The sequence below is a fragment of the Methylobacterium brachythecii genome, from assembly GCF_014196345.1.
GTDB lineage: Bacteria > Pseudomonadota > Alphaproteobacteria > Rhizobiales > Beijerinckiaceae > Methylobacterium > Methylobacterium brachythecii.
On sequence record NZ_JACIDN010000001.1, the window covers coordinates 673,135 to 696,802 of the forward strand.

Sequence of the window (23,668 nt, forward strand, 5' to 3'; positions counted from 1 at the left end):
ATGCGGCCCTCCCTTACAAGCGGCGGCTCCGTCTGTGTAGGGAGCGCCGGTGACAGCTCCCATGCAGTGTCAAGAAGGCGCGTCCCACAGCCAGGCCGCACCGCGCACGCCCGAGGCGTCGCCGTGCAGGCTCGCGCGGACCGGCGTGTCGAAGACGTCGGAGAAGACGTGCGGAGCGATGGCCTCCGGCAGGCCGGCGAGCAGTTCGGACACGCGCGAGAGGCCGCCGCCGAGGACGATCACGTCGGGATCGAGGATGTTCACGACATGGGCGATGCCACGGCCCATCCGGTCGAGGTAGAGAGCAAAGGTCTGCTGCGCTTCCGGGTCGCCCTCGCGCATGGCGGCGACGATCGCCTCGCCGCTGAGGGTCTGCCCGGTGCGGCGGCCATGGTCGGCGGCGATGCCCGGGCCGGAGAGCCACGTCTCGATGCAGCCGTGGCGGCCGCAGTAACAGGCCGGGCCAGGCCGCTCGTCGTCGCGGGGCCAGGGCAGGGGGTTGTGGCCCCACTCGCCGCTCACGCGCCCGCGCCCCGAGAGGGGGCGTCCGCCGACAGCGATGCCGGAGCCGACGCCGGTTCCGAGGATCGCCGCCCAGACGAGATGCGCGCCGGCGCCTGCGCCGTCCGTCGCCTCGGACACGGCCAGGCAATTGGCGTCGTTCTCGACACGCACCGGGCGGCCCAGCGTCCGGGCGATGTCCGCCTCGAACGGCTTATCGATCAGCCACGTCGAGTTGGCGTTCTTGATCAGTCCGGTTGCCGGCGAGATCGCGCCGGGCATTCCGATGCCGACGCTGACGGCACTGATGCCGGCCTCGGCTTCCAGGGCGGCCACCAGTCCAGAAACGGCGGCGAGCGATCCGTCATAGTCGCCACGCGGCGTCGGGATGCGCTGGGCGGCAAGCGTGCGCCCGTCGGCGGCCAGCACGATCCCGGCGATCTTGGTGCCGCCGAAATCGATGCCGATGCGCGCGCGGCTCAAGGCCGGCGCGCGCTTACTGCGCCGCGACCGCCGTGACGCCCGGCTTGCCGACCTCCGAAGGTGCGTCTGGCGTGTGGTCGGAGATGTCGGTGCCGATCGCGATCGGATGCGCCATCACCTGGCGCAGCTTCTCCTTGTCGAGCTCACCCTCCCAGCGGGAGACCACCACCGTGGCGACGCCGTTGCCGACGAGGTTCGTCAGGGCGCGGCACTCGGACATGAACTTGTCGACGCCGAGCACCAGGGTCATCGCGGCCACCGGCACGGGGTTGCCGGGGATGGCGGCCAGCGTCGCGGCCAGCGTGATGAAGCCCGCACCGGTGACGCCGGATGCGCCCTTGGAGGTCAGCATGGCGACGAGGAAGATGGTCGCGTACTGCCCGAAGGTCAGGTCCGCGCCCACTGCCTGCGCCAGGAACAGCGTGGTGAGCGTCATGTAGATGTTGGTGCCGTCGAGGTTGAATGAATAGCCCGTTGGGATGACGAGGCCGACGACCGAGTCCGAGGCGCCCAACCGCTTCATCTTGGTCATCATGTGCGGCAGCACCGTCTCCGAGGAGGAGGTACCGAGCACGATCAGGAGTTCGTCCTTGATGTAGGCGAGGAACTTGAAGATCGAGAAGCCGGAGAAGGCGGCGATCCCGCCCAGTACCAGGAAGATGAACAGCAGCGAGGTGATGTAGAAGGTGCCGACGAGCCAGGCGAGATCGATGACCTTGCCGATGCCGTACTGGCCGATGGTGAAAGCCATCGCACCGAAGGCGCCGATCGGCGCGAGCTTCACGATGATGCCGATGATGCGGAAGAACACCTGCCCGGCGGCCTCAATGCCGTGGGTGATGCCCTCCCCCTTCTTGCCCATGCCGGTGAGCACGACGCCCGTCAGGATCGAGACCAGCAGCACCTGCAACAGGTCGCCGTCGGAGAGCGCGTGGAAGAAGCTCTTGGGGATGATCGCGAGGACGTGCGCAACGGTCGAGTCGTTGGCCGCCAGCTTGGCGTAGCCCTCGACCGCCTTGGCATCGAGCTTGGACGGATCGGCACCGAAGCCCGCGCCTGGCTTGATGACTTCGCCGACCAGAATACCGATGAGGAGCGCGACGCTCGAGACGACCTCGAAGTAGATCAGCGCTTTGAGGCCGACGCGGCCGACCTTCTTGAGGTCGCCGATCGAGGCGATGCCGTGGACGATGGTGCAGAAGATGATCGGCGCGATCATCATCTTGATCAGCGCGATGAAGCCGTCACCGAGCCATTTCAGCCCCTTGCCCTGTTCGGGATAGAGCCATCCGAGCAGGACGCCCAGCGCGATCGCGATCAGCACCTGGATATACAACACCTTGTACCAGGGCGTGTGATGCCCCGCGGACTCGGCGGTGCCAGGATGATGTGTGATCGACTGAGCCATCTTTCCTCGCCTTTGACACTCGATCGTGTCGGCCTCTTTGCGGGCCGGAGCTGACGCTAGCGGGTTTGCCGTTGCCGCTCAACGGCATATCGGACGTTCGACGGCGCTCACCCTGTGAGAAGAATGTCGAAACTGTGGCGCGGCCTCTTTTCTGCCACACCCAAGGGCAGCAGAAATATCCGCCTGCTCAGCGCCTGATGTCGACCAATATGTCCTTGGCCGAGCAAGAGGATCGCGCGGCAGCTGCTCGGCTGGCCATCTCGGATATCCGTGTCCCTGTCCGCATTCGCCAAGCGCCCCATGGGATGGCGGCGGTACGCGAAGGGCAATCAGCGATCACGCGGCGTCTCGACCGATGCCGTCGGATTGCGCCAAACCCAGTCGATCCAAGAGTTTCGGCTGCACGATTTCACAGCGTACCTTGGCCTGCCGAGTCTCCATGGCAGGAGCTTCGGCCGCCGGCCGACCACCGAGATCGCTGCCGGTACGCCGGAACGGTCGCCGAAAGGACGAGCCGTCCGATCGACAGGAGGCCTGCGGCGTCAGCTCTGGTTCGTGCGACGGGGGCGAACCGTCCAGCGCTCGAACGAGCTGCCGCCACTTTCGTCCTTGGCCGGTTCCTTCGGCTGCTGGATCGCGGCGCTGAGGGCTTGCGACAAGCTCTCGATGACGTCGTCGATGCGCGCGTCGCCCTTGTCCTCGGTGACCGTGCTGGGCTTGGGTGCCTCGGCGGGAACTGGTGCGGGAGGAAGCACGGCGGCCGGCATTTCGGCGACGGGCTCGGGAGCTGGCGCCTCGACCGGCTCCGGCGCGGTCGCCTGTGCCACGGGAGCGGGCGGTGCGACCGGTGCGGGAGCGGGGGCTGCCGGGATCGGAGTTGTATCGCTCAAGGGAGAGCGCCGGACGCTGCTGCCGAAGCCGAAGCGCGGCTCGATCAGATCGAGCACTGCGTTGAGGGCGGCATTGGTCAGGCCGATCTCGCCTGCATTCGGCACACCCTGGATCGCCACGGAATGGCGGTCATAGCTGGCCTCCTTCGAGACCTCGGTACCAAACCAGGCCGGCGCAGCGAAGGCGTTCGCGGCGGCCTCGTCGTCGAAGGACACGTTGGCGATGTCGAGCCCGGCGGGCGTGACGTAACGATCGATCTGGACGTCCCGGCCGCCCAGCGGGATCAGGGTGCGCTCGTAGGCGGCCTTGCCGGAGCAGACGTCGAGAAGCGCGTCGCCGTGGGCGCGCGGCACCTCCGTACGCTCCTCGGTCGAGCGGCCCTCGGCATCCGTGGTGACGAGCACGAGGTGGCAGTCCTGCCCGTCGATCCGCACGAAGGACGTGCGTCCGGCCTGCGGGGCGAAGTAGCCCTCGGTGATGCGGGCACCCCCGCGTTCCTTGCGGATCAGCCGCACAAGCGACGGAGCAATCAGAAAACGCCGGACGACACTCATACGCTCACCTCCCCGTGGGGTTCGAGGTCGAGCGGCCCGGTCGCCCCGGCCGGAATCGTGTCGATGGCGCCCTGCCGTCGTCTCGAAACCGGGTAAGCGAAGTCGCTCGGCATCTCTATTCCGTTCACCGCTAAGCGAAACGCCGTCGAAATCAAGACAGTTCAACCTCTGTCACGCCGGCATTAACCCTCTCGTCCCCATACAACGCCCCTCGCACGGCAGTGGGATCAATCCGCAGGCTCGAACTGGAGCGAGACCCCGTTCATGCAGTAACGCAGACCGGTGGGAGCCGGGCCGTCGTTGAAGACGTGCCCGAGATGGCCCTGGCATCGCGCGCAATGCACTTCGGTCCGGCTCATCCCGTGGCTGCGGTCGACGGTGGTTTCCACAGCCCCTTCGAGCGGGTCGAAGAAGCTCGGCCAGCCGCTGCCGGACTCGTATTTGGTGCCGGTCTCGAAGAGGGGGGCGCCGCAGCCGACGCAGCTATAGGTGCCGGCGCGCTTCTCGGCGTTGAAACAGCTCGAGCCAGGCCGCTCGGTACCGTGCTCGCGCAAGACACGATATTGCTCGGGCGTGAGCACTCGGCGCCATTCCGCGTCGCTGCGCGTCTCTGGCGGGCTGATCGTGCCGGCATCGTGCTCGGCCATGGGCGTCCTCCACGTCTCGCGGGGTATGTCGTCGCCCCGATATGGGGTCTTGGCACCGATCGAGCGAGGCCGGAAGACGATTCAGGCCGCCGCGCCCACTGTGTCGGCCATCCTGGCCCGGCGTTCGCCGAGCGCGCGCTCGCGGCCCGTCGTCGAATCCCGCGCCGTCTGGTGCTCGATCTCCGCGTTGATCTCGCCTCCGAGCAGGACGATGGTCGCCGAAATCCAGATCCAGGTCATGAAGGCGATCACGGCGCCGAGAGACCCGTAGGTCTCGTTGTAGGAGCCGAAGCTCGCCACGTACCAGGAGAACAAAATCGAGGCGACGATCCAAAGCAAACCGGCCACCGCGCCGCCCACGCCGACCCAGCGCCAGCGGGCAGGTTCGCGGCTCGGGCCGTAGCGGTAGAGGATGGTCAGCCCGCCCAGCAGCACGATCAGCAGGGCCGGCCAGCGCAGCATGGCCAGTGCCCAGGCGCCGTCCCCGAGGCCGACGAAGTTGAACACCACCGGCAGCACGACGATCGCCGAGAGCGCGAGGATCACGAAGAGAAGCGCGCCGATGGTGAAGGTCAGCGAGCGCAGGTTCAGCCAGAAGAAATTGCGCTTCTCCTCTTCCTCGTAGACCACGTTCAGCGCGTCGAACATGGCCTTCATCGCGGCGTTCGCGCTCCACACCGAGAGCAGCAGCGTGGTGAAGAAGGTCAGCCCGAGCGTGCCGCCGCCCTTGGCCGCGATGCGTTTCACCTGGTCGCCGACGATGTCGATGGCCGAATCCGGCAATACGCCGCGCAGGCTGGCGAGGTGCACGTTGATGGTACCGGCATCGGAAATCAGGCCGTAGCAGGTGACGAGCGCGGCCACCGCCGGAAAGAGCGAGAGCAGGGTGTAGAAGGTCACGCCCGCGGCCACCGACAGCACGCGATCCTTGTTGAATTCCTGGAAGACCCGGAAGGCGATGTCCTTCCAGCCCGGCGCCTGGATCTCGGTGGGGTCCTTCGCGGCCCGGCCGCGATCGGCCTGTGTCGCGGCGACCCAGCGCGCGCTGCGGCCCTTGTGAGAATGTGCTCCGCCGTTCCGCTCGGGTTGCTCCGGCGCCGTCTCGTCATTGACTTCGGATCGCACGCGGCGGGGGCTGGCGGCGATCGCGACCAGTGCCGCTCCGAGCGCCAGCGTCCACAGGATCGACGATGCCTCGCCGGTTCGATCGGGCGGGGGCGAGAGGGGCGACGACATCGGCAATCAGGGCGCCTGGATCGGGAAGGACGCAGTTCAACGGGGATCAGGCTTGGCTGTTCCCCCTGTTCCAGACGGTTGCAAGGAGCAGCCAAGTCGTTTGCCCAAGGGGCTGACGCGGCGCCGATTGAATGCCCGGCAACCGTGATGATCGCCGGTCGATCGATGCCGAAGACTTCGATGAAGAGGGCTGGCGAAACGGGGGCGTGTCACGCGCAATCGCCCTTCGCCCTTCGCCGTTCGCGAAGTCTGCGTATAGAACTCTCGAATTGCGGTGATCCGACGATTTCATCAGATTTTCTCCAACGACAATGATCGATGGAGACAGACGATGGGCTCGCGGTCACTCTCCGTGAAGAGCCGTCAGGCTACTCAGGACTTGTACATCATCATCGCGATCGGATTTCTTGCGCTGACGTGTTTCGGCGCGGCGATCGATCGGCGAGGCTCCATCCTCGACAGATCGTCGACAGCCCTCCGGATGGCCGACAGAGCGTCCGTGCCGCTCGGCAACGCTGAGCTGGTGCGGGAAATGCTCACGCACGACTGACGGGTCGCCCCGGGCAGAGCAGCCGGTCAGCCGTCCCGGTAAAGCCCGGCATGGGTCTCGCGCAGCAGGTTCTTCTGCACCTTGCCCATGGCGTTGCGCGGCAGATCATCGGCGAAGAGGATGCGCTTGGGCTGTTTGAAGCGCGCGAGCCGCCCTTCCAACGCCGTCAGGATCGCGGCCTCGTCCCGAGCCTCGGGACCGGCGACGACCACGGCCGTGACGCCTTCGCCGAAATCCGCGTGCGGCAGGCCGATCACGGCCGACTCGACGACCCCGGGAAGTCCGTCGATCTCGGTCTCGATCTCCTTCGGATAGACGTTGTATCCACCGGTGATGATGAGGTCCTTGCCGCGGCCGACGATGTGGACGTAGCCCTGCGGGTCGATCTTGCCGAGGTCGCCGGTGATGAAGAAGCCGTCGGCCTTGAACTCGGCCATCGTCTTTTCCGGCATCCGCCAATAGCCCTTGAAGACGTTCGGGCCTTTCACCTCGATCATGCCGACATCGCCGACCGGCAGGCGCGCACCCGTCTCGGGATCGACCACGCGCAGCGCCACGTCCGGCAGGGGGAAGCCCACGGTGCCGGCGATGCGCTCGCCCTCGTAGGGGTTCGAGGTGCTCATGTTGGTCTCGGTCATGCCGTAGCGCTCGAGGATGGCGTGACCCGTGCGCGCGGACCATTCGCGATGCGTCTCGGCGAGCAGAGGCGCCGAGCCGGAGACGAAGAGCCGGATGTGCGCGGTCGCCTCCCGCGTCAGGCCCGGCTCCTTCAGCAGCCGCGTGTAGAAGGTCGGCACGCCCATCATCGCGGTGGCCCGCGGCATCACCGACAGGATCTGCTTGGCGTCCAATCGCGGCAGCCAGAGCATCGAGGCGCCGGCCATGATCACGGTGTTCGTCGCAACGAACAGGCCGTGCGTATGGAAGACCGGCAGGGCGTGGATCAGCACGTCCTCCGGCCCGAAGCGCCAAGTGCGCGCGAGCGTCACCGCATTCGAGCCGAGGTTGTCGTGGGTGAGCATGGCGCCTTTGGAGCGCCCGGTCGTGCCGGAGGTGTAGAGGATGGCGGCGAGGTCGTCGGAACCGCGCGCGACGTCGGCGAAATCGGTCGCCGCGGCATCCGCAGCATCGCGTGCCGTGCCTCGGCCGTCACCGCCCAGAGTCAGCACGCTGGCGACGCCGGCCTCACCCGCGACCGTGTCGAGACTCGCCTTGCGGGTCGGATCACAGACGAAGACGGTCGGCTCGGCATCGCCGAGGAAATAGGAGATTTCTCGATCGGTATAGGCTGTGTTGAGGGGCAGGAAGACCGCGCCAGCCCGCACGGAGCCCAAAAACAGAAAGACGACCTCAGGGCTCTTCTCGACTTGAGCGGCGACGCGGTCACCCGGCTTCACGCCCAGCGCGACGAGCGCGGACGCATAGGCGCCGGAGCGCGCGATCATATCGGCGTAGCTGAAGCGCGGGCCGTCGGGCGTCTCGAGCAGGGTCTTTTGCGCCGGCTCCGGCGGCAGATGCGTCCGGATCAGGTCGAAGAGGTGATTGGCCATGTTTTGCCGTCGGCGTTTCCGTTCCCGGCGACGGCTTGGCGCGGTTCGCGCCGGCGTTCAAGCCCGCTGGCGGTCAGCCCGGCGGAATGCGCCCGACCGAGCAGAGCGTGCGCAGGGACGACGAGCCCGGATCCGCATAGCAGCTCGCCGACCAGCCGCTCTGCTGGATGAAGGACTTGCGGCGCTCGCGGAGCGCCGTCTCGTAGGCCTTCACCAGGGCGGCCTCGACGGCGGCCGGCGGGACCTCGATCGCGATGCCGCCGGCGATCGACAGGTCGCGGTAATAGGTGGCCGACGGGCTCGCATCGGAAGACGAGGCCTGGACGATCGGCTCGGCGCGGCAGGTGATGTCGATCTTGAGGCCGCCGGCGGAGCGCACGTCGACACTGGGACCGACCCGCCGCCCGACCTTCTTGGCACCGGTGGCCTCTGCGATCCGTCCGACCAGGGCGTCACACTCGTCGGCCCGTGCGGCGGTCGAGAGCAGAAGAAGGCAGGCGAGGGCGGTCCGGATCATGGGCGCAGTCTTTGGCAAAGGCGCTGCGGGAAGTCGAGGCCATTCCGCGCGGCCTCGCGGCCGCTCGCGCAGGCTTGACCGGAGGGCCGGCGCGGCCGCAGGTGCATGCCGGTTCGCGAAGGAGCTGGTTTCATGATCGGGCGCGTCTCTGCGGCTCTGGCACTGATGCTCGGCGCGGGATGGCCCGCGGCCGCTCAGCAGCCGGCGGCTCCGGTTCCGGCAACTCAGGCGGAGGTGCCTCGCGAGCGGTCGAAGCCCCGCCGGCCGCGGCAGCCCCAGCAGCCGATCATGGTCTACGATGCCCGCATCGAGGCGGGCGATCTGCGCATCTCGGGCAGCGTGCGCAAGGGCGGCCTGATCGTCGTGCTCGACGACGACATTTCGGTGGCCGCCGACGGCCGCGGCCGCTTCACCTTCCGCCTGCCATACCGCCCGCGCACCTGCGTCGCGACGCTGAAGTCCGAAGAAGACGAACGCGAGGCGGTCATCGCCAATTGCGCTCCCGAGGGCGAGGCCGGCCCGAAGGGCGAACTCGGTCCGACCGGACCGCAGGGCATGGCTGGGAATCAGGGGGCTGCCGGCCCGCAGGGGGCGGCCGGCGCCCCGGGTCCGGTCGGTCCGAGCGGCGAGCCAGGTGCCAAGGGCGAGCAGGGCCAGCAGGGCCAGCAGGGCACCTCGCCACCGGCCGGCATCGTCATGCGGCAACTGCAGGCCGGCACCTGCCCGGAGGCCGGTTGTGCGCTCTCCTGCGAGAGCGGCGAGGTCCTGGTCTCGGCCTATTGCCTCGGTAGCGCGAGCCCGAGCTACCGGGCCGGCCCGGGCGGCTCCGCGACGGCGACCTGCCCGGCGGGCGGCGAGGGCATGACGGCCTTCTGCGCCAAGCCCTGAGCGGGCTTCCGACGGTTTCCTACCCATCCGACCGGCTCACTGAGGCCAAGCCGCCGATCGCATGGCAACGAGGCGACCCAGGATCTGATTCGTCGAGCTTGGGGCGTCGGCCCTGGATCGCGGTCGATCCGCCCTCAACGACGGGGTCGCAAAATCTAGCGGCTCCGCAGGATCAGCCGGTCTCCGCGCACCTCGTAGGAGGGCAGCCTCGTCAAAAAGCTCTGGCCGAGGAGGTTTGTGCTCAGCGCGCCCGGCTGGCTCACCATCGCGTCGACGTTGCGCTCGGTGATCGGCCCGATCGTGATGGATTCGAGCCGGATCCGCGCAGTCATCGCGGTGCCGTTGGCAGTGGAGACTTTTTGGGTGAACTCCCGTTCCGCCGGCTTGATGCCGAGCGCGGCGGCGCTCTCCATGGTCAGCACCACCGAGCTGGCTCCGGTGTCGAAGGCGAAACGCTGCTCGGTCCGGCCGTTGATCTCGGCAAAGACCGAAAAGTCGCCGTCGGAGCGTCGGGTGATGGTGACCTCGCCGCCGGCCCCGACGACGGCGGTCCCCGGCCGCAGCGAGCCGAGCATCGTGCCGCCGAACTCCTTGGCCTGTTCCTTGTAGGCATAGCCGGCGATGACGACTGCGCCGATGACGGCCCAGACCAGCAGGTGCCGAACATTCTCGCCCATGCGGTCGCGGAAGCGATGCCAGATCCCGGCGCTCATCAGCACGAGCAGCGCGCTGAGATAGGCCATCCGTCCAAACTGATCCGAATCGACGCCCCCGACCTGGCTGTGGTCGCCGGCGGCGAAAAGCGCGATCAGCGCGATCCCGAGAACGCCCAGGCCGATCCAGAGTCTCATGGGTCCTCGCCGGTGCGGTGGGGGTAGGCCCGGCGGAGGCGCTCGGGCAACGTGGCCATTACCGCCAATCGCTGCGGCTCGGTCATCGAACCCCAAAGCGCGATCTCGTTCCGTGAGCGGCCGCACCCCTCGCAGAGCCCGGTGACGGCATCGAGGACGCAGACCTTGGTACAGGGGCTCGACGGCTTTGGGTGGGGCAGGGTGCTCATGTGGTGCGCAAATGAGCCGCCGGGCGCGTCGGAATCAAGAGTAAGGCCGGCACTCGAAGTCTCTCCCCGTCATTGCTTCGCTTGCGGCTCGCAATGACGGGATGAGTGCTCACACAGGCGTCGCCGCCAATAACCCGATCAGACCGGCGATCTCGGCGACCTGTTGGCAGGCGCCGATCACGTCGCCGGTCTGGCCGCCGATCTGCTGGCGGGCGAGGCGGGTCAGCCCATAGGCGGCGGCCGGAGCGAGCACCAGCATCAGCACGACCCCGAGCAGCGGGAGCCCTGCGGCCCAGGCGATCAGCCCCAAGACGATGCAGATGGCAGCCGCAACGGCGACCGTGGGCGGCGTCGGGCGGCCGACCGAGGCTCCGGCCCCGCCGGGCCGCGCGGGTTCGAGCAACACCATCGGGGCGAGCGCCGCACTGCGCGAGACGGCGGCCGTCAGGAGGAGCGCCACGGCTGCAAGGGCGCCCGAGCGGTCGAGCAGGGTCGCGAGCGCGCCGAGCCTCAGCGAGAAGGACAGCACCAGGGCCGTGCCGCCATAGGCGCCGATGCGGCTATCGCGCATGATCTCGAGGCGGCGCATCCAGGTGTTGCCGCCGCCGAACCCGTCGGCGACGTCGGCGAGGCCGTCCTCGTGCATCGCGCCGGTGACGAGAGCCAGCACCGTCAGCGCCAGCGCCGAGGCGACGAAGGGGCCGAGCCGCAATTCCCAGGCGACGACGAGCACCAAAGCCGCCGGCAGCGCCAGCAGCAGCCCGGCCAGCGGTAGCACGCGGGGGACGGTGGCGAAATCCGGCGTCGCGAAGGGTGCCGGCTCGTCCGGCAGCGGCGGGATCGGAAGTCGCGTGAAGAAGCGCAGGCAGGCGGCGATGTCGTAGAGGACGCCCGCGCCGGGAAAGAACGGGGTGTGGTCGGCCCGATCGTCGCTCATCGCTCGCCTGTCGCCGGGCCCGGCTGCGTGTCGGATCGTCCGCACGCCTTCACCGCGCCCGCCAGGACTTCTATAGCGCCGCAACCGCTTCCCGCCACGCCCTCCCGGCGCCCCCGTTTCGTTCGAGTTCCCGCGATGACAGACGAATCCTCGCCCTTCGCCGATATCCGCCGCCTCGTCGCCGAGATCCCCGGCCCCGACGAGGATGCCCTTGCCGCGGTGCGCGCCCGCGATGCCGTGCTGACCAAGCCTGCTGGCGCGCTGGGCCGGCTGGAGGATCTCGTCGAGTGGGTCGCCGTCTGGCAGGGCAAGGCGAAGCCGAGCTTCGACCGGCCGCTCGTCTGCGTCTTCGCCGGCAGCCACGGCGTCACGGCACGCGGCGTCTCGGCCTTCCCGGATGCGGTCAACCGCCAGATGCTGGAGAACTTTTCGGCTGGCGGGGCGGCGATCAACCAGCTCTGCGCCGCCTATGGGCTCGGCTTCAAGGTGTTCGACCTCGCCATCGACATGCCGACAGGCGACATCTGCGAGGGGCCGGCGCTCGACGAGAAATCCACCGTCGCCACCATGGCCTTCGGCATGGAGGCGGTGGCCGCCGGCACCGATTGCCTCGGCATCGGCGAGATGGGGATCGGCAACACCACGATCGCGGCGGCGATCTATTGCGCGCTTTGGGGGGGCGAGCCGGAGCATTGGGTCGGGCGTGGCACGGGTGTCGACGCGGCCGGGCTCGCGCGCAAGGCGGAGGCCGTGGCGCTCGCCATGAAAACGCATGCCGGGCATCTCGACGATCCGCTGAGTGTGCTCGCCCGGCTCGGCGGCCGCGAGATTGCGGCCATGGCCGGGGCGATCCTGGCCGCGCGCTTACAGCGCGTGCCGGTGGTGCTCGACGGCTACGTTTCGACGGCTGCGGCGGCCGTGCTGCATGCCCTTGATCCGCGGGCGCTCGACCATTGCGTCGCCGGCCACGTCTCGGCTGAAGGGGTTCATGCGGAGGTCTTGGATCGCCTCGGACTGGAGCCCGTCCTGTCGCTGGGCCTGCGCCTCGGCGAGGCCTCCGGCGCGGCCCTGGCGATGGGGCTGATCAAGGGCGCGCTCGCCTGCCACCGCGACATGGCCACTTTCGAGCAGGCCGGGATTTCGGGGAAGAGCGCGGGCTGATTCCGGCATCGCTCCGGCGCAGCGAGCCACGCCGGAACGATGCTACTCCGAGGTCAGCGCCAGTGACGATGGTGCCGGTGGTGGCGCCAATGGTGGCGGTGATGCCAATGGTGGTGCCGTCGGTAGTGACCGTGCATCCGGGGGCGGCCGTTGCCGCTGCGCGCGGCGCCCGGCGTCAACCCATCGCCCGGGCTGTTCATCTGTGCGAGCTGGATGGGCTCGTTCGCCCGGATGTTCACGTTCGGCGAAACGGCAGCGGCTTGAGCGCTCAGGCCACCGGCCACGAGCAGGCCGGCCGCGAGCATCGCGGTTCGTATTGTTCTCTTCATCCGTTCTCGATCCTGTCTGCCTTGACGGAGCCGCCGGCGTAGCCGTGCTCCTGTCGGGCTAACGAACGAAGGGCATGTTTCAGCGGGAGATCGGCTGGAATGTCGCAGGCGGACCTGTCAGCCGTCAGCCGTCAGCCGTCAGCCGTCAGGCGGCCCGGCGGCGCTTGGCGGCCGCGCCCTGCCGGGCCTCGGCGGCCTCGTCCTTCTTCGGAGTCAGATCCACCGCCGGCAGCGTGTCCATCACGCGGCTCGCCGGGAAAGTCACGATCACCTCGGTGCCCTCGCGCGGCTTCGACTTGAGTTGGAAGCCGCCGCCATGCAGGTCGACGAGACCCTTCACGATCGGCAGGCCGAGGCCCGAACCCTGCTCGGCGGTCTTGATGGCGAGCGAGCCGCGGCCAAAGGACGAGAGCACGGTGCCGATCTCGTCCTCGGGGATGCCCGGTCCGGAATCCTTCACGCTGACATATTGGCCGCCCGACGAGGTCCAGCCGACCTTCACGGTGATCTCGCCGCCCTGCGGCGTGAACTTCACCGCGTTCGACAGCACGTTCAGCACGATCTGGCGGAGCGCGCGCTCGTCGGCCCAGAGCCTGGGCATCGAACCGTCGACGTGGACGTGGATCGTCTGGCTCTTTCCGCGGGCACGCAGGGCCATCATGTGCTGCGCCTCCTCGACGGCGGCGGCCAGCGTCACCGCCTCCTCGTTGAGGTCGTAGCGCCCGGCCTCGACGCGGGAGAGATCGAGGATCTCGTTGATCAGGTTGAGCAGGTGCATCCCGCTGTCGTGGATGTCGGTCGCGTATTCTTGGTAGGCCGGCGAGGCGTGGGCGCCGAAAATCTCGTTCTTCATCACCTCGGAGAAGCCGAGGATGGCGTTGAGCGGCGTGCGCAGCTCGTGGCTCATGGTGGCGAGAAAGCTCGACTTGGCGAGGTTGGCCTCCTCGGCACGCTTACGGGCCTCGTCAGAATTCGCCTTGGCCTGCTCCAGCTCGGCAAAGATCGCGTCCTTCTCCGCGCGCGATTGCAGCGCGCCGACCGCCGAGGCGTAGAGCCGCCGGCCGAGCCCGGCGAAGAAGACCTGGCTGCCCACCGCCATCACCACCAGCGGCACCGTGTGGGTGCCCTGCGCGTCGACGAGGAGCGACAGGGCGGCCAGCATCAGCGGTACCAGCGCACAGATCGCGGCGAGCGGCACGGTGGCGGCGAGCATCGTCGCCACGGCCGCGACCACGACGAGCCCGAACAGCGAGAAGGTGCGCGCATCCGCCATCGTGAGCGGGATCAGGAGCGCCCAGGTGCTGCTCTGCAGGACCTCGCCGAGCACGAAGTTGCGACGCCAGCGCTTGAGCGCATTGCTGGCGGACGCATCCTTCAGGAAGCGCCGGCACACCAGCGTCGTCGCGGCGAGCGCGGCCACCACCATGGTGCAGCCGATCGCCGCCGTGATGGGGGGCACCCAGATCGTCGAGGCGCCCGCCAGGGCGATGGCGAAAATCACCAGCGGGATCGCGGCGTCGGCGCGATACTGCGCGTAGAGCCTCATCAGCTCGTAGTCGAAGGCCCGCTCCAGGCCGCTGGTCGAGGTCAGCCGCTCGCGTGCCGAGCGAAGATCGCGCGACATGCTGCGGCGGCGGGCGGCCTCTTCGATGGAAGGGCCGCGGCCACGCTGAACCATCTCCGCGGTCAGTTCGGACATTCGGGCGGGATCGGGCACGCAAGCGACGCCCCGCTGGTGCGAGGCTGGATACCAAGACCGACACAGTGCGCCGGAACCGTTAAGAAGCGGCTGCCGGGATCGACGGCATTTTGCGGTTCACGCCCGTCCGTCGCGTGCGGCCTCGGGCTGGCGATGCGCGAAACGCTTCGTCATGGTGCAGTCCTCGATTCCGATCGCGCGGCGGATACTGTCTAGCGAAAGACGAAGACTTCCGAGGACACGGCGATGCGCATGCGAATGGCACCCTCTCTGCGGATCGGCACGCTCGTCGCCCTGCTCTCGGGATTCGCGTCGGCGACCGCCTGGGCGGGCGACGTCGCCGGGGCGAAGGACCATCCCCTGGCCGGCCGCTTCGAAGGATCGACCATCGTGGACTACAAGGCCCGAAGTTTCGACGAAGCCGCGCTGCTTCGGGCACCGATCGACTATGCCGCTCTTCTCGATCGCAATGCGCCCGAGGAGAGATCCGGCCCCGAATGGCTCGCCGTCCAGGGCAAGCTGACCGAGATCCGATACGACATACCGGAACACCGGTCGTCGCTCGAAGTGATGGTCAACTATCAGTCATTCCTGAAATCGAACGGTTTCGAGATCCAGTTCAACTGTGCGGACAGCGCATGTCTGAAGGGCAACGTGCGAGATCCCTACGTGCTCGGTCAGCTGATCGATACGCGGAACGGCGTCTCGACGTCCTATTTCGACCATGCGCGCTATCTTCTGGCCGTGGTCGATCGCTCGGGCGCTCCTGCCTACGTGGCCGTGATCACCGGCGAGGACAAAGAGCGGACCACCGCCTTCGTCCGGGTGGTGGAAACCAAGGCAGCCGAACTCGACAAGATCAAGCTCGTGACGGCGAGCGAGATGAAGCAGGCCATGGATCGCGCCGGACGAGTCCAGCTCTACGGAATTCAATTCGATTTCGACAAAGCGACGATCAAGCCGGAATCGAGGCCGACACTCGCCGAGATCGCCAAGGTGATATCGGACAACCCCGGCCTGAAGCTGGAGATCGTCGGTCACACCGACGACAAGGGTAAGGACGCCTACAACCTGGCTCTGTCCAATCGCCGCGCGGCCAGCGTCGTCTCGGACTTGCAGGGCAGCTTCGGCGTCGCGCGATCGCGGCTGACGAGTCGCGGTGCTGGCGTGTCGCAACCGCTCGTCCCGAACGACAGCGACGCCAACAGAGCGAAGAATCGGCGAGTCGAGCTGATCGTCAAATAGCTCCGCGACGATCGCGACGCTTCAGGCCCCGAGACGAATCTCCCTTGCGCTGCCGATGAAGAGGGCGGCTTCTAGGAACGATTCCAGCTTCATGTGCGCCGGCGCACATCGCATTCGCCCTCGCCGGTCACATTCCCTCGGGCAATTCGAAACGCGGAGACCGCGATGCTGAAGCTCACCGTCAACGGCGTCCCCCACGACGTCGACGCCGATCCCGAAATGCCGCTGCTCTGGGCCATCCGCGACCGCCTCAACATGACCGGCACCAAGTATGGCTGCGGCATCGCGCAATGCGGTGCCTGCACCGTGCATATGGACGGTCAGCCGGTCCGGTCCTGCCAAACCCGGATTGGGGATGTCGGCGAAGCCAAGATCACCACGATCGAGGGCGTGTCGGGCAAGGTCGCCGAGGCGGTGCAGGGTGCCTGGCGTAACCTCGACGTCGTTCAGTGCGGCTATTGCCAGTCGGGGCAGATCATGTCCGCGATCGGCCTGCTCACGGACAATCCGAAACCGTCCGATGCCGACATCGACGGCGCCATGGAGGGCAACATCTGTCGATGTGGCACCTACCAACGCATCCGCGCCGCGATCCACGAGGCGGCCCGCACGCTCGGCTGATCGTTTTCGCTGCCTTTCCGACACTCATTGCCGAAGCGGAGCCTGCCATGCTCAAGATTGCCCGGCCTAGCGCCACGCCGTCCCGCCGCGCCTTTCTCGCCGGAGGCGCCGCCGGCGCCATCCTGATCGGTTTCCGGCTCGATCTCAGAAATCCCGCCCATGCTGCCGCCGGACCGGATCTGTCGAAGGTCCCGGCCCAGCCCAATGCTTTCGTGCGCATCGCCGCCGACGACACCGTCACGGTGATGATCAAGCATCTCGACATGGGCCAGGGCAACACCACCGGCCTCGCCACCATCCTCGCCGACGAGCTCGACGCGGACTGGGCACAGGTCCGCACCGCCTTCGCTCCCGCCGATGCCGCGCTCTACAACAACCTGCTGATGGGCCCCGTTCAGGGCACCGGCGGCTCCACGGCCATCGCCAATTCCTGGTTCCAATTGCGCAAGGCCGGCGCCGCGGCCCGCGCGATGCTGGTGACCGCCGCGTCCTCTCAGTGGACGGTCCCGGCCAGCGAGATCACCGTGGCGAAGGGCGTGGTGCGCCATGCCGCTTCGAACCGCGAGGCCCGGTTCGGTCAGCTCGCCGAATCCGCCGCCAGCCTGCCGGTGCCACAGGAGCCACGGTTGAAGGATCCGAGCGCCTGGACGCTGATCGGCAAGAAGGGCCACCGCCTCGATTCGATCGCCAAGACGGATGGCAGCGCGATCTATTCCCTCGACATTCGCCGCCCTGGCCAGGTGACGGCGCTCGTCGCGCATCCCCCGCGCTTCGGCGCCACGGTGAAACGGGTCGACGATGCGGCGGCGAAGGCCGTGCCGGGCGTGGTTGCGGTGGTCAAGATCCCCTCCGGCGTCGCCGTGATCGCGCGCGACACCTGGACCGCGAAGAAGGCCCGCGAGGCCCTGAAGGTCGAGTGGGATGACAGCGCCGCCGAGTCGCGTTCGTCGGACAAGATCCTCGCCGAGTACCGCGAGATCGCCAAAAAACCCGGCCTCGTCGCCTCCCAGGCCGGCGATGCCGATGCGGCGATCAAGGGTTCGGCCAAGGTGCTGGAGGCCGAGTTCAGCTTCCCCTACCTCGCGCATGCCGCGATGGAGCCGCTGAACTGCACGATCGAGCGTGCCTCGGACGGCACCTTCGACGTCTATGCCGGCTGCCAGCTCCAGACCGTGGAGCAGGCGGTGGTGGCGGCGACGCTGGGCGTCACGCCGAACAAGGTCCGGCTGCACACGCAATGGGCCGGCGGCTCCTTCGGCCGCCGCGCGACGCCCGGCGCCGACTATTTCGCCGAGGCCGCAAGCATCGTCGCCGCCTGGGACGGCAAGGCGCCGGTCCATCTCGTCTGGACGCGCGAGGACGACATGGCCGGCGGCTATTACCGGCCGACGGTCTACCACACGATCAAGGCCGGCATCGACGCCAAGGGCGCGGTGACCGGCTGGCGCCACACCATCGTCGGCAAGTCGATCATGATTGGCTCGCCCTTCGAGGCGATGATCGTGAAGAACGGCATCGACGCCACCACCGTCGAGGGCGCCTCCGACACGCCCTACCAGATCCCGGCCTATCGCTTCGACGTGCATAACGGGCGAGAGGGCGTGCCGGTGCTGTGGTGGCGCTCGGTCGGCCACACCCACACCGCGCATGCGATGGAGGTGTTCATCGACGAATTGGCGCATGCTGCCGGCGCCGACCCCGTCGCCTACCGCCTCGGCCTGCTTGGGCGCGCGCCCCGGCTCTCCGCCGTGCTCAAACTCGCCGCCAAAGAGGCCGGCTGGGACCGGAAGCCGACGGAGAAGGGTCGCGGCTACGGCGTCGCCGTTCACGAGAGCTTCGGCTCCTACGTCGCCATGGTCGCCGATGTGACGGCCGGTGACTCCTCGGTGAAGGTGAACCGCATCGTCGCCGCCGTCGATGTCGGCGTGCCGGTGAACCCGGACGTCATCCGGGCTCAGGTCGAGGGGGCGGTCGGCTTCGCGCTCTCCGCGGTCCTGCGCAACCGCATCACGCTGAAGGACGGCGTGGTTCAGGAGACGAATTTCGATAGCTACCAGCCGACCCGGATGCCGGAAATGCCGCAGGTCGAGGTGCACATCATGCCCTCGTCGGAGGCGCCCACCGGAATCGGCGAGCCCGGCGTGCCGGTGCTCGCGCCCGCGATCTCGAATGCGGTGTTCTCCGCGACCGGGCAGCGTCTGCGCTCGCTGCCGCTCGATCTGGCGGGGTTGAAGGGCGCGTGAACGCGTGCGGTTGCACACATCGGCGGCGACGGGATTGCGCGATGGTCCAGCCCTCTTGAAGGTTTAGACCCCCCAAGTCCCCTGCGGCGTGGCTCCCCGGCCACGCCGCTTTTTCGTGCGCCGATGACGCGCCGCCGGCCCACAATGACGGCCGGGCTCATTCAGCCGATACTCTGCCCCTGCCGACGAGTCGGTGGAGGATCTCCGGATGACGAAGCGCATCGTGGTGGTGGGCGGCGGCTTCGCCGGATTGTGGGCCGCAGCCGCGGCTTCACGCCTGCGCGCCCTTCACGGCGCCGAGGGCAGACTCGACATCCGGCTCGTGGCTCCCGATCCGTTCCACACCATCCGCGTGCGCTGCTACGAGAGCGATCTCGACGGCATCCGCGTGCCGCTCGACGACGTGCTCGTGCCGATCGGTGTGCAGCATTGCGAGGCGCGGGTGGAGCGGATCGATGCGGATCGTCGCTCGCTGACGGTGCGCGCCGCCGACGGCTCCGGGCAGGACCTGACCTATGATCGGCTGGTCCTCGCCGCCGGCAGCGCCGTGGCTCCGCCGCCGATCCCCGGGTTGGCGGAGCACGCCTTCGACGTGGACACCTATGCCGGCGCGGCCCGGCTCGACGCGCATCTGCACACCCTGTCGAAGGGCACAAAGCGGCCGGGTTGCTGGACCGCAGCCGTGCTCGGTGCGGGCCTCGTCGGGATCGAGATCGCCTGCGAATTGCCCGCGCGCCTGGCGGCTTTGCAGGCGGCGGCCGGCTCGGATGAGCCGGCACGTGTGATCCTGATCGAGCGCGGCCCGGAGATCGGCGCCGATATGGGCGCTGGCCGCCCGGCCATCCTCGCGGCTTTGGCGCAGGCCGGCGTCGAGGTCCGGACCGGCACGGCGATCGCCGCGGTCGATGACCAGGGGATCACCTTGGGGAATGGCGAGGCCATCGCGGTCGGCACGGTCATCTGCGCGACCGGCCTGCGCGCGAGCCCGCTGGCCGAGCAGATCGCCGCGCCCCGCGATGCCTTCGGCCGCCTCGGGGTCGATGCCTACCTCGCGGTGGAGGGTGTGCCCGGCATCTACGCGGCAGGCGACATCGCTCGCGCGGTTGCAGACGAGGCGGGGCACGCGACGGTGATGTCCTGTCAGCACGCCCGGCCGATGGGCCGCCTCGCGGGGCACAACGCGGCCTGCGATCTCCTCGGCATTCCCGCCGCGCGCATCGCCTTTTCCGCGCCCGACTACGTCACCGTGCTCGATCTCGGTCCCTGGGGCGCGGCCTATACCAGCGGATGGCAGCGCGATGTCCTCGTCGCCTCCGGTGAGGAGGCCAAGCGGGTCAAGACGGTGATCAACCGCCAGCGCATCTATCCGCCCAGCGGTCGCGGCGCGATCCTCGCGGCGGCCGCACCGATCGTCCAGAGTCGCCCGGCCGCGCCCCAGGCCACGTGATCGGTTGCCGCACCGACGAAGCGCCCATCGTCTTGGGCCGCCCCACAACCCATTTCCCGGTGATGCCCGCCTCTGTGCCCTTCGAGAGGACAGCCGCAAGTCTGCGCGCCTGCCGGATCTGTCGCGATGCCCCGCTCTACGGAGCGCCCCTGCCGCAGGAGCCGCGGCCGATCGTTCAAGGCTCGGGCACGGCGCGTCTCTGCATCGCGAGCCAAGCTCCGGGCAACCGCGCGCATCGGTCCGGTGTGCCGTTCAAGGACCCGTCCGGCCTGCGGCTGCGCGATTGGCTCGGGCTCGGCGAAGCGGACTTCTACGATGCGCGCCGCCTCGCCATCGTGCCGATGGGTTCGTGCTTCCCGGGCCTCGACGCCAAGGGCGGTGATCGGCCACCGCGTCGGGAATGCGCGGAACGCTGGCGCGAGGAACTGTTCGCAGGCTTGCCGAACCTGGAGTTGATTCTGGTGATCGGCCAATATGCGCAGGCTTGGCATCTCGGGCGTCTCGAGGGCGGTCTGACCGGGACCGTGCGGCGCTGGCGCGAGATCCTCGCCGAACCGCGCCGGCCGCGCATCCTGCCGCTGCCTCATCCCTCATGGCGCAACAACGGTTGGCTGAAGGCGCAGCCCTGGTTCGAGACCGAGCTCTTGCCGGTGCTCAAGGCCGAGGTCGCGCGGGTGATGGGGCCGCCGCCCGCGGCATTGACAGCTCCAGCCGACCCGTGATGGTGCCGCCAACCTTCAACCGGGACCGCCGATGCCCGCGCTACAAGACCCCCGCGACCGCCTGATCGTCGCCCTCGACCTCGCCGACGTGGCGGCAGCCGAGGCGTTGGTCGAACGCATCGGCGATGCTGCGACCTTCTACAAGATCGGCTACCGGCTCGGTTATGCAGGCGGTCTCGAATTCGCGGCGCGGCTGGCCCGGCGCGGGCTCAAGACCTTCCTCGATCTCAAGCTTCATGACATCGGCAATACCGTGGAGGAGGGGGTGCGCTCGCTCGCCGGTCACGGCGCCACCTACCTGACCGTCCACGCCTATCCGCAGACCATGCGCGCCGCGCTGCGAGGCGCCGCCGGCAGCGGTCTCAAGATCCTGGCCGTGACCGTGCTCACCTCCTACGACGAGAGCGATGCGCGCGAGGCCGGCTATGCCTTGCCTGTGCCCGAACTCGTCGCGTTGCGCGCCCGGCAGGCCGCGGAAGCCGGGATCGACGGCATCGTCTGCAGCGCGGTCGAGGCCATCTCGGTGCGGCGCGAGATCGGTCCCGACCGGCTCATCGTCACGCCGGGCATCCGGCCGGCCGGCGCCGATCTCGGCGATCAGAAGCGGGTGATGACGCCGGGCGAGGCGCGGGCGGCAGGCATCGACCATGTCGTGGTCGGCCGTCCGATCACCGGGGCAGCGGATCCGCGCGCCGTGGCGCAGGCGATCGTCGCCGAGATGGCGTGACGTCGGCAGTTTTCTTGGGGCGTCGATCCGAGGCCGCGCGAGGGCTCAGCGTTCCGCGAACCGGCTACGGCGGGCCTGGAGCGTGGTGGACGCTTCGGCCGGCGGCGATACGGTCGTTTCTGGCGCCTCCTTCGCAGCCGGCGTCTCCTTCGCAGCCGGCTGCTTGAGCTTGCCGACCTGCTCGATGGTCACGCCGACATACTCGCCACGGCGCCACGCCACCTTCACCGCGCAGACGAAATCGCGGCCGAGCACCTTGAACTTGAACTGATCGGGAAGCTGAATCTTGCTCGGCACGCCGAGCCGCGCGCCGGATTTCGACACGTCTTTGACCGTGCAGGGGATCTCTGTCCCATCGGCGAGCCGGATCATCGCGATCCAGTTGGTCTCCCGACGCTCTTCGGCCCGTGTGATCATTTCCGCCCGAAGATCGAGGCATCCTTTTTGGAATTTACATTTTCACTCCTAGGAATGCGTAAACGTCAGATTGCCCTCGGGCAGGCCTTTCAGCGGCGGCCGCGCGGGCGCTGGGCCACGATCCGGTCGTGCAGCGAGGCGAAGCCGTCGCGCAGCCGATAGAGCTGTGCCGGCCGGTGCCGGCCGCCCTTCCGAAAGCCGTCCGGCACGGCCTCGATCAGGTTCATCTCGTCCATGCGCTTGCGGAAGACGCTCTGGTCGAGGGCGAGGCCGAGCACGCGCTCGTAGACATCCTGCAACTCCGGCAGCGTGAAGGTCTCGGGCAGCAGGAAGCCCGGCAAGTTCGAGTAGCTCGTCTTGGCGCGCAGGCGCTCCACCGCTCGCGCCACGATCGCTGCGTGGTCGAAGGCCAGTTGCGGAAGCGCGTCGACGGGCGCGAGCCGGCCCACCCCACCCGCCAGCCGCGCCTCCGGGACGAGTGCGTAATAGACGACGCTGGCTGACCAGCCGCGTGGGTCGCGAGCGGATCCCGATACCGTGCAGAGCTGCTCGAGGAAGAACCTAGCCCCGCCAATGCCGAGCTTGGCCGCGAGCACGCGCCGCGCCGCCGCTTCGAGGTCGGCATCTTCGTCGGCGTGGACATAGCCGCCGGGCAAGGCCGCCACGCCTTCGAAGGGCGCGGTATCGCGCATCAGCAGCGCCACGCTGAGGCCAGCTGCCGGCACATCACTCGGCAGGGTCAGCAGCACGCAGTCGATCGTCAGGATCACGGGCGGGAAGTCGTCCGGCATGCGCCCGTCTTACCCCATCCCGCCGGGAGTGCCAGTTGCCATATCTTTGTTATTTGCAAATAACAAAGATATGGCGTATCGAGCGATACTGCATGAGGCCGGACAGCAAGGAGGTTGAAATGGGACACGGGCGATGGAGCACCGCCGATTGGCGGGATTGGGCGGGCCGCAACACGGCCGGTCGTAATCGGGAAGAGATCTTCACCAGCCGCGGGCTGCTGCCGGAATACGATCCGGCGCGTATCCGCATCAGGGAATCGCGCGATGGGCCGGATAACGCGGCCTCGACGCCGATCGTGCTGGCGAGCGACGTCACCGGCAGCCTCGGCGAGGTCGCGCGCATCCTGATGCAGGACAAGCTCGGGGTGCTGGTCTCGGAGATCCTGGCCCGCAAGCCGGTGAGCGATCCGCACATCATGGCGATGGCGGTGGGTGACGCCACCTGTGACCGGGCGCCTCTGCAGGCGACGCAGTTCGAGGCCGACATCCGGCTTGCCGAGCAGATGCGTCAGCTCTTCGTGGAAGGGGGCGGCGGCGGCAATGGCGGCGAGAGCTATGCGCTTCCCTGGCTGTTCTGCGGCACCAAGACCGCGACCGATTCCTTCGAGAAGCGGGGCAAGCGCGGCTACTTGTTCTCCTTCGGAGACGAGCCGATCCTGCCTTACGTCACCCGCGAGGAAGCAGCGCAGTTCCTCGGCATCCGCCTGGAGCGCGACGCGACCGCCGCCGAATGCCTGGGCCTGGCCCAGCGCAGCTACGACGTCTTCCACGTCATCCTGCGCGAGGGCTTTTCGGCGACGGATGGTGGCTTCCACAAGGCGTTGCGGACCTGGCAGCCGCTGCTCGGGCGCAGGCTGCTGATCCTCGACGATTACCGCAATCTCGCCGAGCTCGTCGTCTCGGCGATCCAGGTCGCGGAGGGCGTCGACCCAGACGATGCGGCCTCATCCTGGGCCAATGCCTCGGCCGCGGCCTCGGTCCGGGCGGCCCTGGCACCGCCGTCATCCGGCTTTTTCGGCACCTGGTTCCGCTGAGGGGAGGAGA

Annotated in this window: 24 protein-coding genes; 10 read left to right on the plus strand and 14 right to left on the minus strand. The window is 68.4% G+C overall.

All coding sequences use genetic code 11. From position 1 onward, the window contains the following. Nucleotides 1-69: 69 nt before the first annotated feature. The 5 genes from GGR33_RS03240 to GGR33_RS03260 all read right to left on the minus strand — a co-directional run bounded on the left by GGR33_RS03240 (nt 70) and on the right by GGR33_RS03260 (nt 5,720). Nucleotides 70-984: an ROK family protein gene (locus GGR33_RS03240; protein ID WP_183501918.1), complete on the minus strand. Its 915-nt coding sequence runs from the start codon at nt 982-984 to the stop codon at nt 70-72. Between the two features lie 13 nt (nt 985-997). Then, the gene (locus GGR33_RS03245) at nt 998-2,392 is read right to left on the minus strand and encodes a dicarboxylate/amino acid:cation symporter (RefSeq protein ID WP_183501919.1); all 1,395 of its coding nucleotides are present in this window, start codon (nt 2,390-2,392) and stop codon (nt 998-1,000) included. A 542-nt stretch (nt 2,393-2,934) separates the two neighbouring features. Beyond that, a complete protein-coding gene (locus GGR33_RS03250) occupies nt 2,935-3,837 on the minus strand; it encodes a hypothetical protein (RefSeq protein WP_183501920.1) in 903 nt (300 codons plus the stop codon). Between the two features lie 227 nt (nt 3,838-4,064). Continuing rightward, nucleotides 4,065-4,484 (minus strand): peptide-methionine (R)-S-oxide reductase MsrB, encoded by a 420-nt coding sequence (gene msrB / locus GGR33_RS03255; protein ID WP_183501921.1) that lies wholly within the window; start codon nt 4,482-4,484, stop codon nt 4,065-4,067. An 81-nt stretch (nt 4,485-4,565) separates the two neighbouring features. Next, nucleotides 4,566-5,720, minus strand: a complete 1,155-nt coding sequence (locus tag GGR33_RS03260; protein WP_183501922.1) for a YihY/virulence factor BrkB family protein — start codon at nt 5,718-5,720, stop codon at nt 4,566-4,568. Between the two features lie 379 nt (nt 5,721-6,099). On the opposite strand from GGR33_RS03260, the gene GGR33_RS03265 reads away from it, so the two are divergent. Further along, the gene (locus tag GGR33_RS03265) at nt 6,100-6,270 is read left to right on the plus strand and encodes a hypothetical protein (protein ID WP_183501923.1); all 171 of its coding nucleotides are present in this window, start codon (nt 6,100-6,102) and stop codon (nt 6,268-6,270) included. A 26-nt stretch (nt 6,271-6,296) separates the two neighbouring features. On the opposite strand, the gene GGR33_RS03270 is transcribed toward GGR33_RS03265, so the two are convergent. Both GGR33_RS03270 and GGR33_RS03275 read right to left on the minus strand, forming a co-directional pair. Further along, entirely contained in the window at nt 6,297-7,820 is a 1,524-nt protein-coding gene (locus GGR33_RS03270; RefSeq protein WP_183501924.1) for a malonate--CoA ligase, read from the minus strand. A gap of 73 nt (nt 7,821-7,893) precedes the next feature. Then, a complete protein-coding gene (locus tag GGR33_RS03275; RefSeq protein WP_183501925.1) occupies nt 7,894-8,337 on the minus strand; it encodes a hypothetical protein in 444 nt (147 codons plus the stop codon). A gap of 132 nt (nt 8,338-8,469) precedes the next feature. Here GGR33_RS03275 and GGR33_RS03280 point away from each other — a divergent pair, with 132 nt between their 5' ends. Next, complete coding sequence (locus GGR33_RS03280) at nt 8,470-9,225, plus strand: collagen-like domain-containing protein (protein WP_183501926.1); 756 nt, start codon at nt 8,470-8,472, stop codon at nt 9,223-9,225. A gap of 155 nt (nt 9,226-9,380) precedes the next feature. Here GGR33_RS03280 and GGR33_RS03285 read toward each other — a convergent pair whose 3' ends face one another. The 3 genes from GGR33_RS03285 to cobS form a co-directional block, all read right to left on the minus strand. Further along, nucleotides 9,381-10,076 carry a retropepsin-like aspartic protease family protein gene (locus GGR33_RS03285; RefSeq protein ID WP_183501927.1) on the minus strand — a complete coding sequence of 232 codons (696 nt, stop codon included), beginning with the start codon at nt 10,074-10,076 and terminating at the stop codon, nt 9,381-9,383. After that, nucleotides 10,073-10,285, minus strand: a complete 213-nt coding sequence (locus GGR33_RS03290; protein WP_183501928.1) for a DUF1289 domain-containing protein — start codon at nt 10,283-10,285, stop codon at nt 10,073-10,075. Before GGR33_RS03290 ends, GGR33_RS03285 begins: the two co-directional genes overlap by 4 nt. Nucleotides 10,286-10,394: 109 nt before the next feature. Next, nucleotides 10,395-11,222 carry an adenosylcobinamide-GDP ribazoletransferase gene (cobS, locus tag GGR33_RS03295; RefSeq protein WP_183501929.1) on the minus strand — a complete coding sequence of 276 codons (828 nt, stop codon included), beginning with the start codon at nt 11,220-11,222 and terminating at the stop codon, nt 10,395-10,397. 135 nt (nt 11,223-11,357) lie between these two features. Between cobS and cobT the strand changes: the two genes are divergently transcribed. After that, a complete protein-coding gene (cobT, locus tag GGR33_RS03300; protein ID WP_183501930.1) occupies nt 11,358-12,383 on the plus strand; it encodes a nicotinate-nucleotide--dimethylbenzimidazole phosphoribosyltransferase in 1,026 nt (341 codons plus the stop codon). 53 nt (nt 12,384-12,436) lie between these two features. Here the strand turns inward: cobT and GGR33_RS03305 are convergent, their stop codons facing one another. Together GGR33_RS03305 and GGR33_RS03310 are read right to left on the minus strand one after the other, a co-directional pair. Continuing rightward, entirely contained in the window at nt 12,437-12,712 is a 276-nt protein-coding gene (locus GGR33_RS03305) for a hypothetical protein (RefSeq protein ID WP_183501931.1), read from the minus strand. A 145-nt stretch (nt 12,713-12,857) separates the two neighbouring features. Further along, nucleotides 12,858-14,411 carry a sensor histidine kinase gene (locus tag GGR33_RS03310; protein WP_183501932.1) on the minus strand — a complete coding sequence of 518 codons (1,554 nt, stop codon included), beginning with the start codon at nt 14,409-14,411 and terminating at the stop codon, nt 12,858-12,860. Between the two features lie 246 nt (nt 14,412-14,657). On the opposite strand from GGR33_RS03310, the gene GGR33_RS03315 reads away from it, so the two are divergent. The 6 genes from GGR33_RS03315 to pyrF all read left to right on the plus strand — a co-directional run bounded on the left by GGR33_RS03315 (nt 14,658) and on the right by pyrF (nt 21,416). Further along, nucleotides 14,658-15,656, plus strand: a complete 999-nt coding sequence (locus tag GGR33_RS03315; protein ID WP_246412748.1) for an OmpA family protein — start codon at nt 14,658-14,660, stop codon at nt 15,654-15,656. A gap of 165 nt (nt 15,657-15,821) precedes the next feature. Further along, on the plus strand, nt 15,822-16,277 hold the full coding sequence (locus GGR33_RS03320) for a (2Fe-2S)-binding protein (RefSeq protein ID WP_183501933.1): 456 nt from the start codon (nt 15,822-15,824) through the stop codon (nt 16,275-16,277). Nucleotides 16,278-16,324: 47 nt separating this feature from the next. Beyond that, nucleotides 16,325-18,520 carry a xanthine dehydrogenase family protein molybdopterin-binding subunit gene (locus tag GGR33_RS03325; RefSeq protein WP_183501934.1) on the plus strand — a complete coding sequence of 732 codons (2,196 nt, stop codon included), beginning with the start codon at nt 16,325-16,327 and terminating at the stop codon, nt 18,518-18,520. Nucleotides 18,521-18,728: 208 nt separating this feature from the next. Continuing rightward, complete coding sequence (locus tag GGR33_RS03330; RefSeq protein WP_183501935.1) at nt 18,729-19,967, plus strand: NAD(P)/FAD-dependent oxidoreductase; 1,239 nt, start codon at nt 18,729-18,731, stop codon at nt 19,965-19,967. 62 nt (nt 19,968-20,029) lie between these two features. Next, entirely contained in the window at nt 20,030-20,689 is a 660-nt protein-coding gene (locus tag GGR33_RS03335) for a uracil-DNA glycosylase family protein (RefSeq protein ID WP_183502184.1), read from the plus strand. A gap of 31 nt (nt 20,690-20,720) precedes the next feature. Further along, on the plus strand, nt 20,721-21,416 hold the full coding sequence (gene pyrF / locus GGR33_RS03340; protein WP_183501936.1) for an orotidine-5'-phosphate decarboxylase: 696 nt from the start codon (nt 20,721-20,723) through the stop codon (nt 21,414-21,416). Between the two features lie 45 nt (nt 21,417-21,461). Here pyrF and GGR33_RS03345 read toward each other — a convergent pair whose 3' ends face one another. Both GGR33_RS03345 and GGR33_RS03350 read right to left on the minus strand, forming a co-directional pair. After that, a complete protein-coding gene (locus GGR33_RS03345; RefSeq protein WP_183501937.1) occupies nt 21,462-21,833 on the minus strand; it encodes a PilZ domain-containing protein in 372 nt (123 codons plus the stop codon). A gap of 89 nt (nt 21,834-21,922) precedes the next feature. Beyond that, entirely contained in the window at nt 21,923-22,624 is a 702-nt protein-coding gene (locus tag GGR33_RS03350) for an NUDIX hydrolase (protein ID WP_183501938.1), read from the minus strand. Nucleotides 22,625-22,743: 119 nt separating this feature from the next. On the opposite strand from GGR33_RS03350, the gene GGR33_RS03355 reads away from it, so the two are divergent. Further along, nucleotides 22,744-23,658 (plus strand): hypothetical protein, encoded by a 915-nt coding sequence (locus tag GGR33_RS03355; protein ID WP_183501939.1) that lies wholly within the window; start codon nt 22,744-22,746, stop codon nt 23,656-23,658. Nucleotides 23,659-23,668 lie beyond the last annotated feature (10 nt).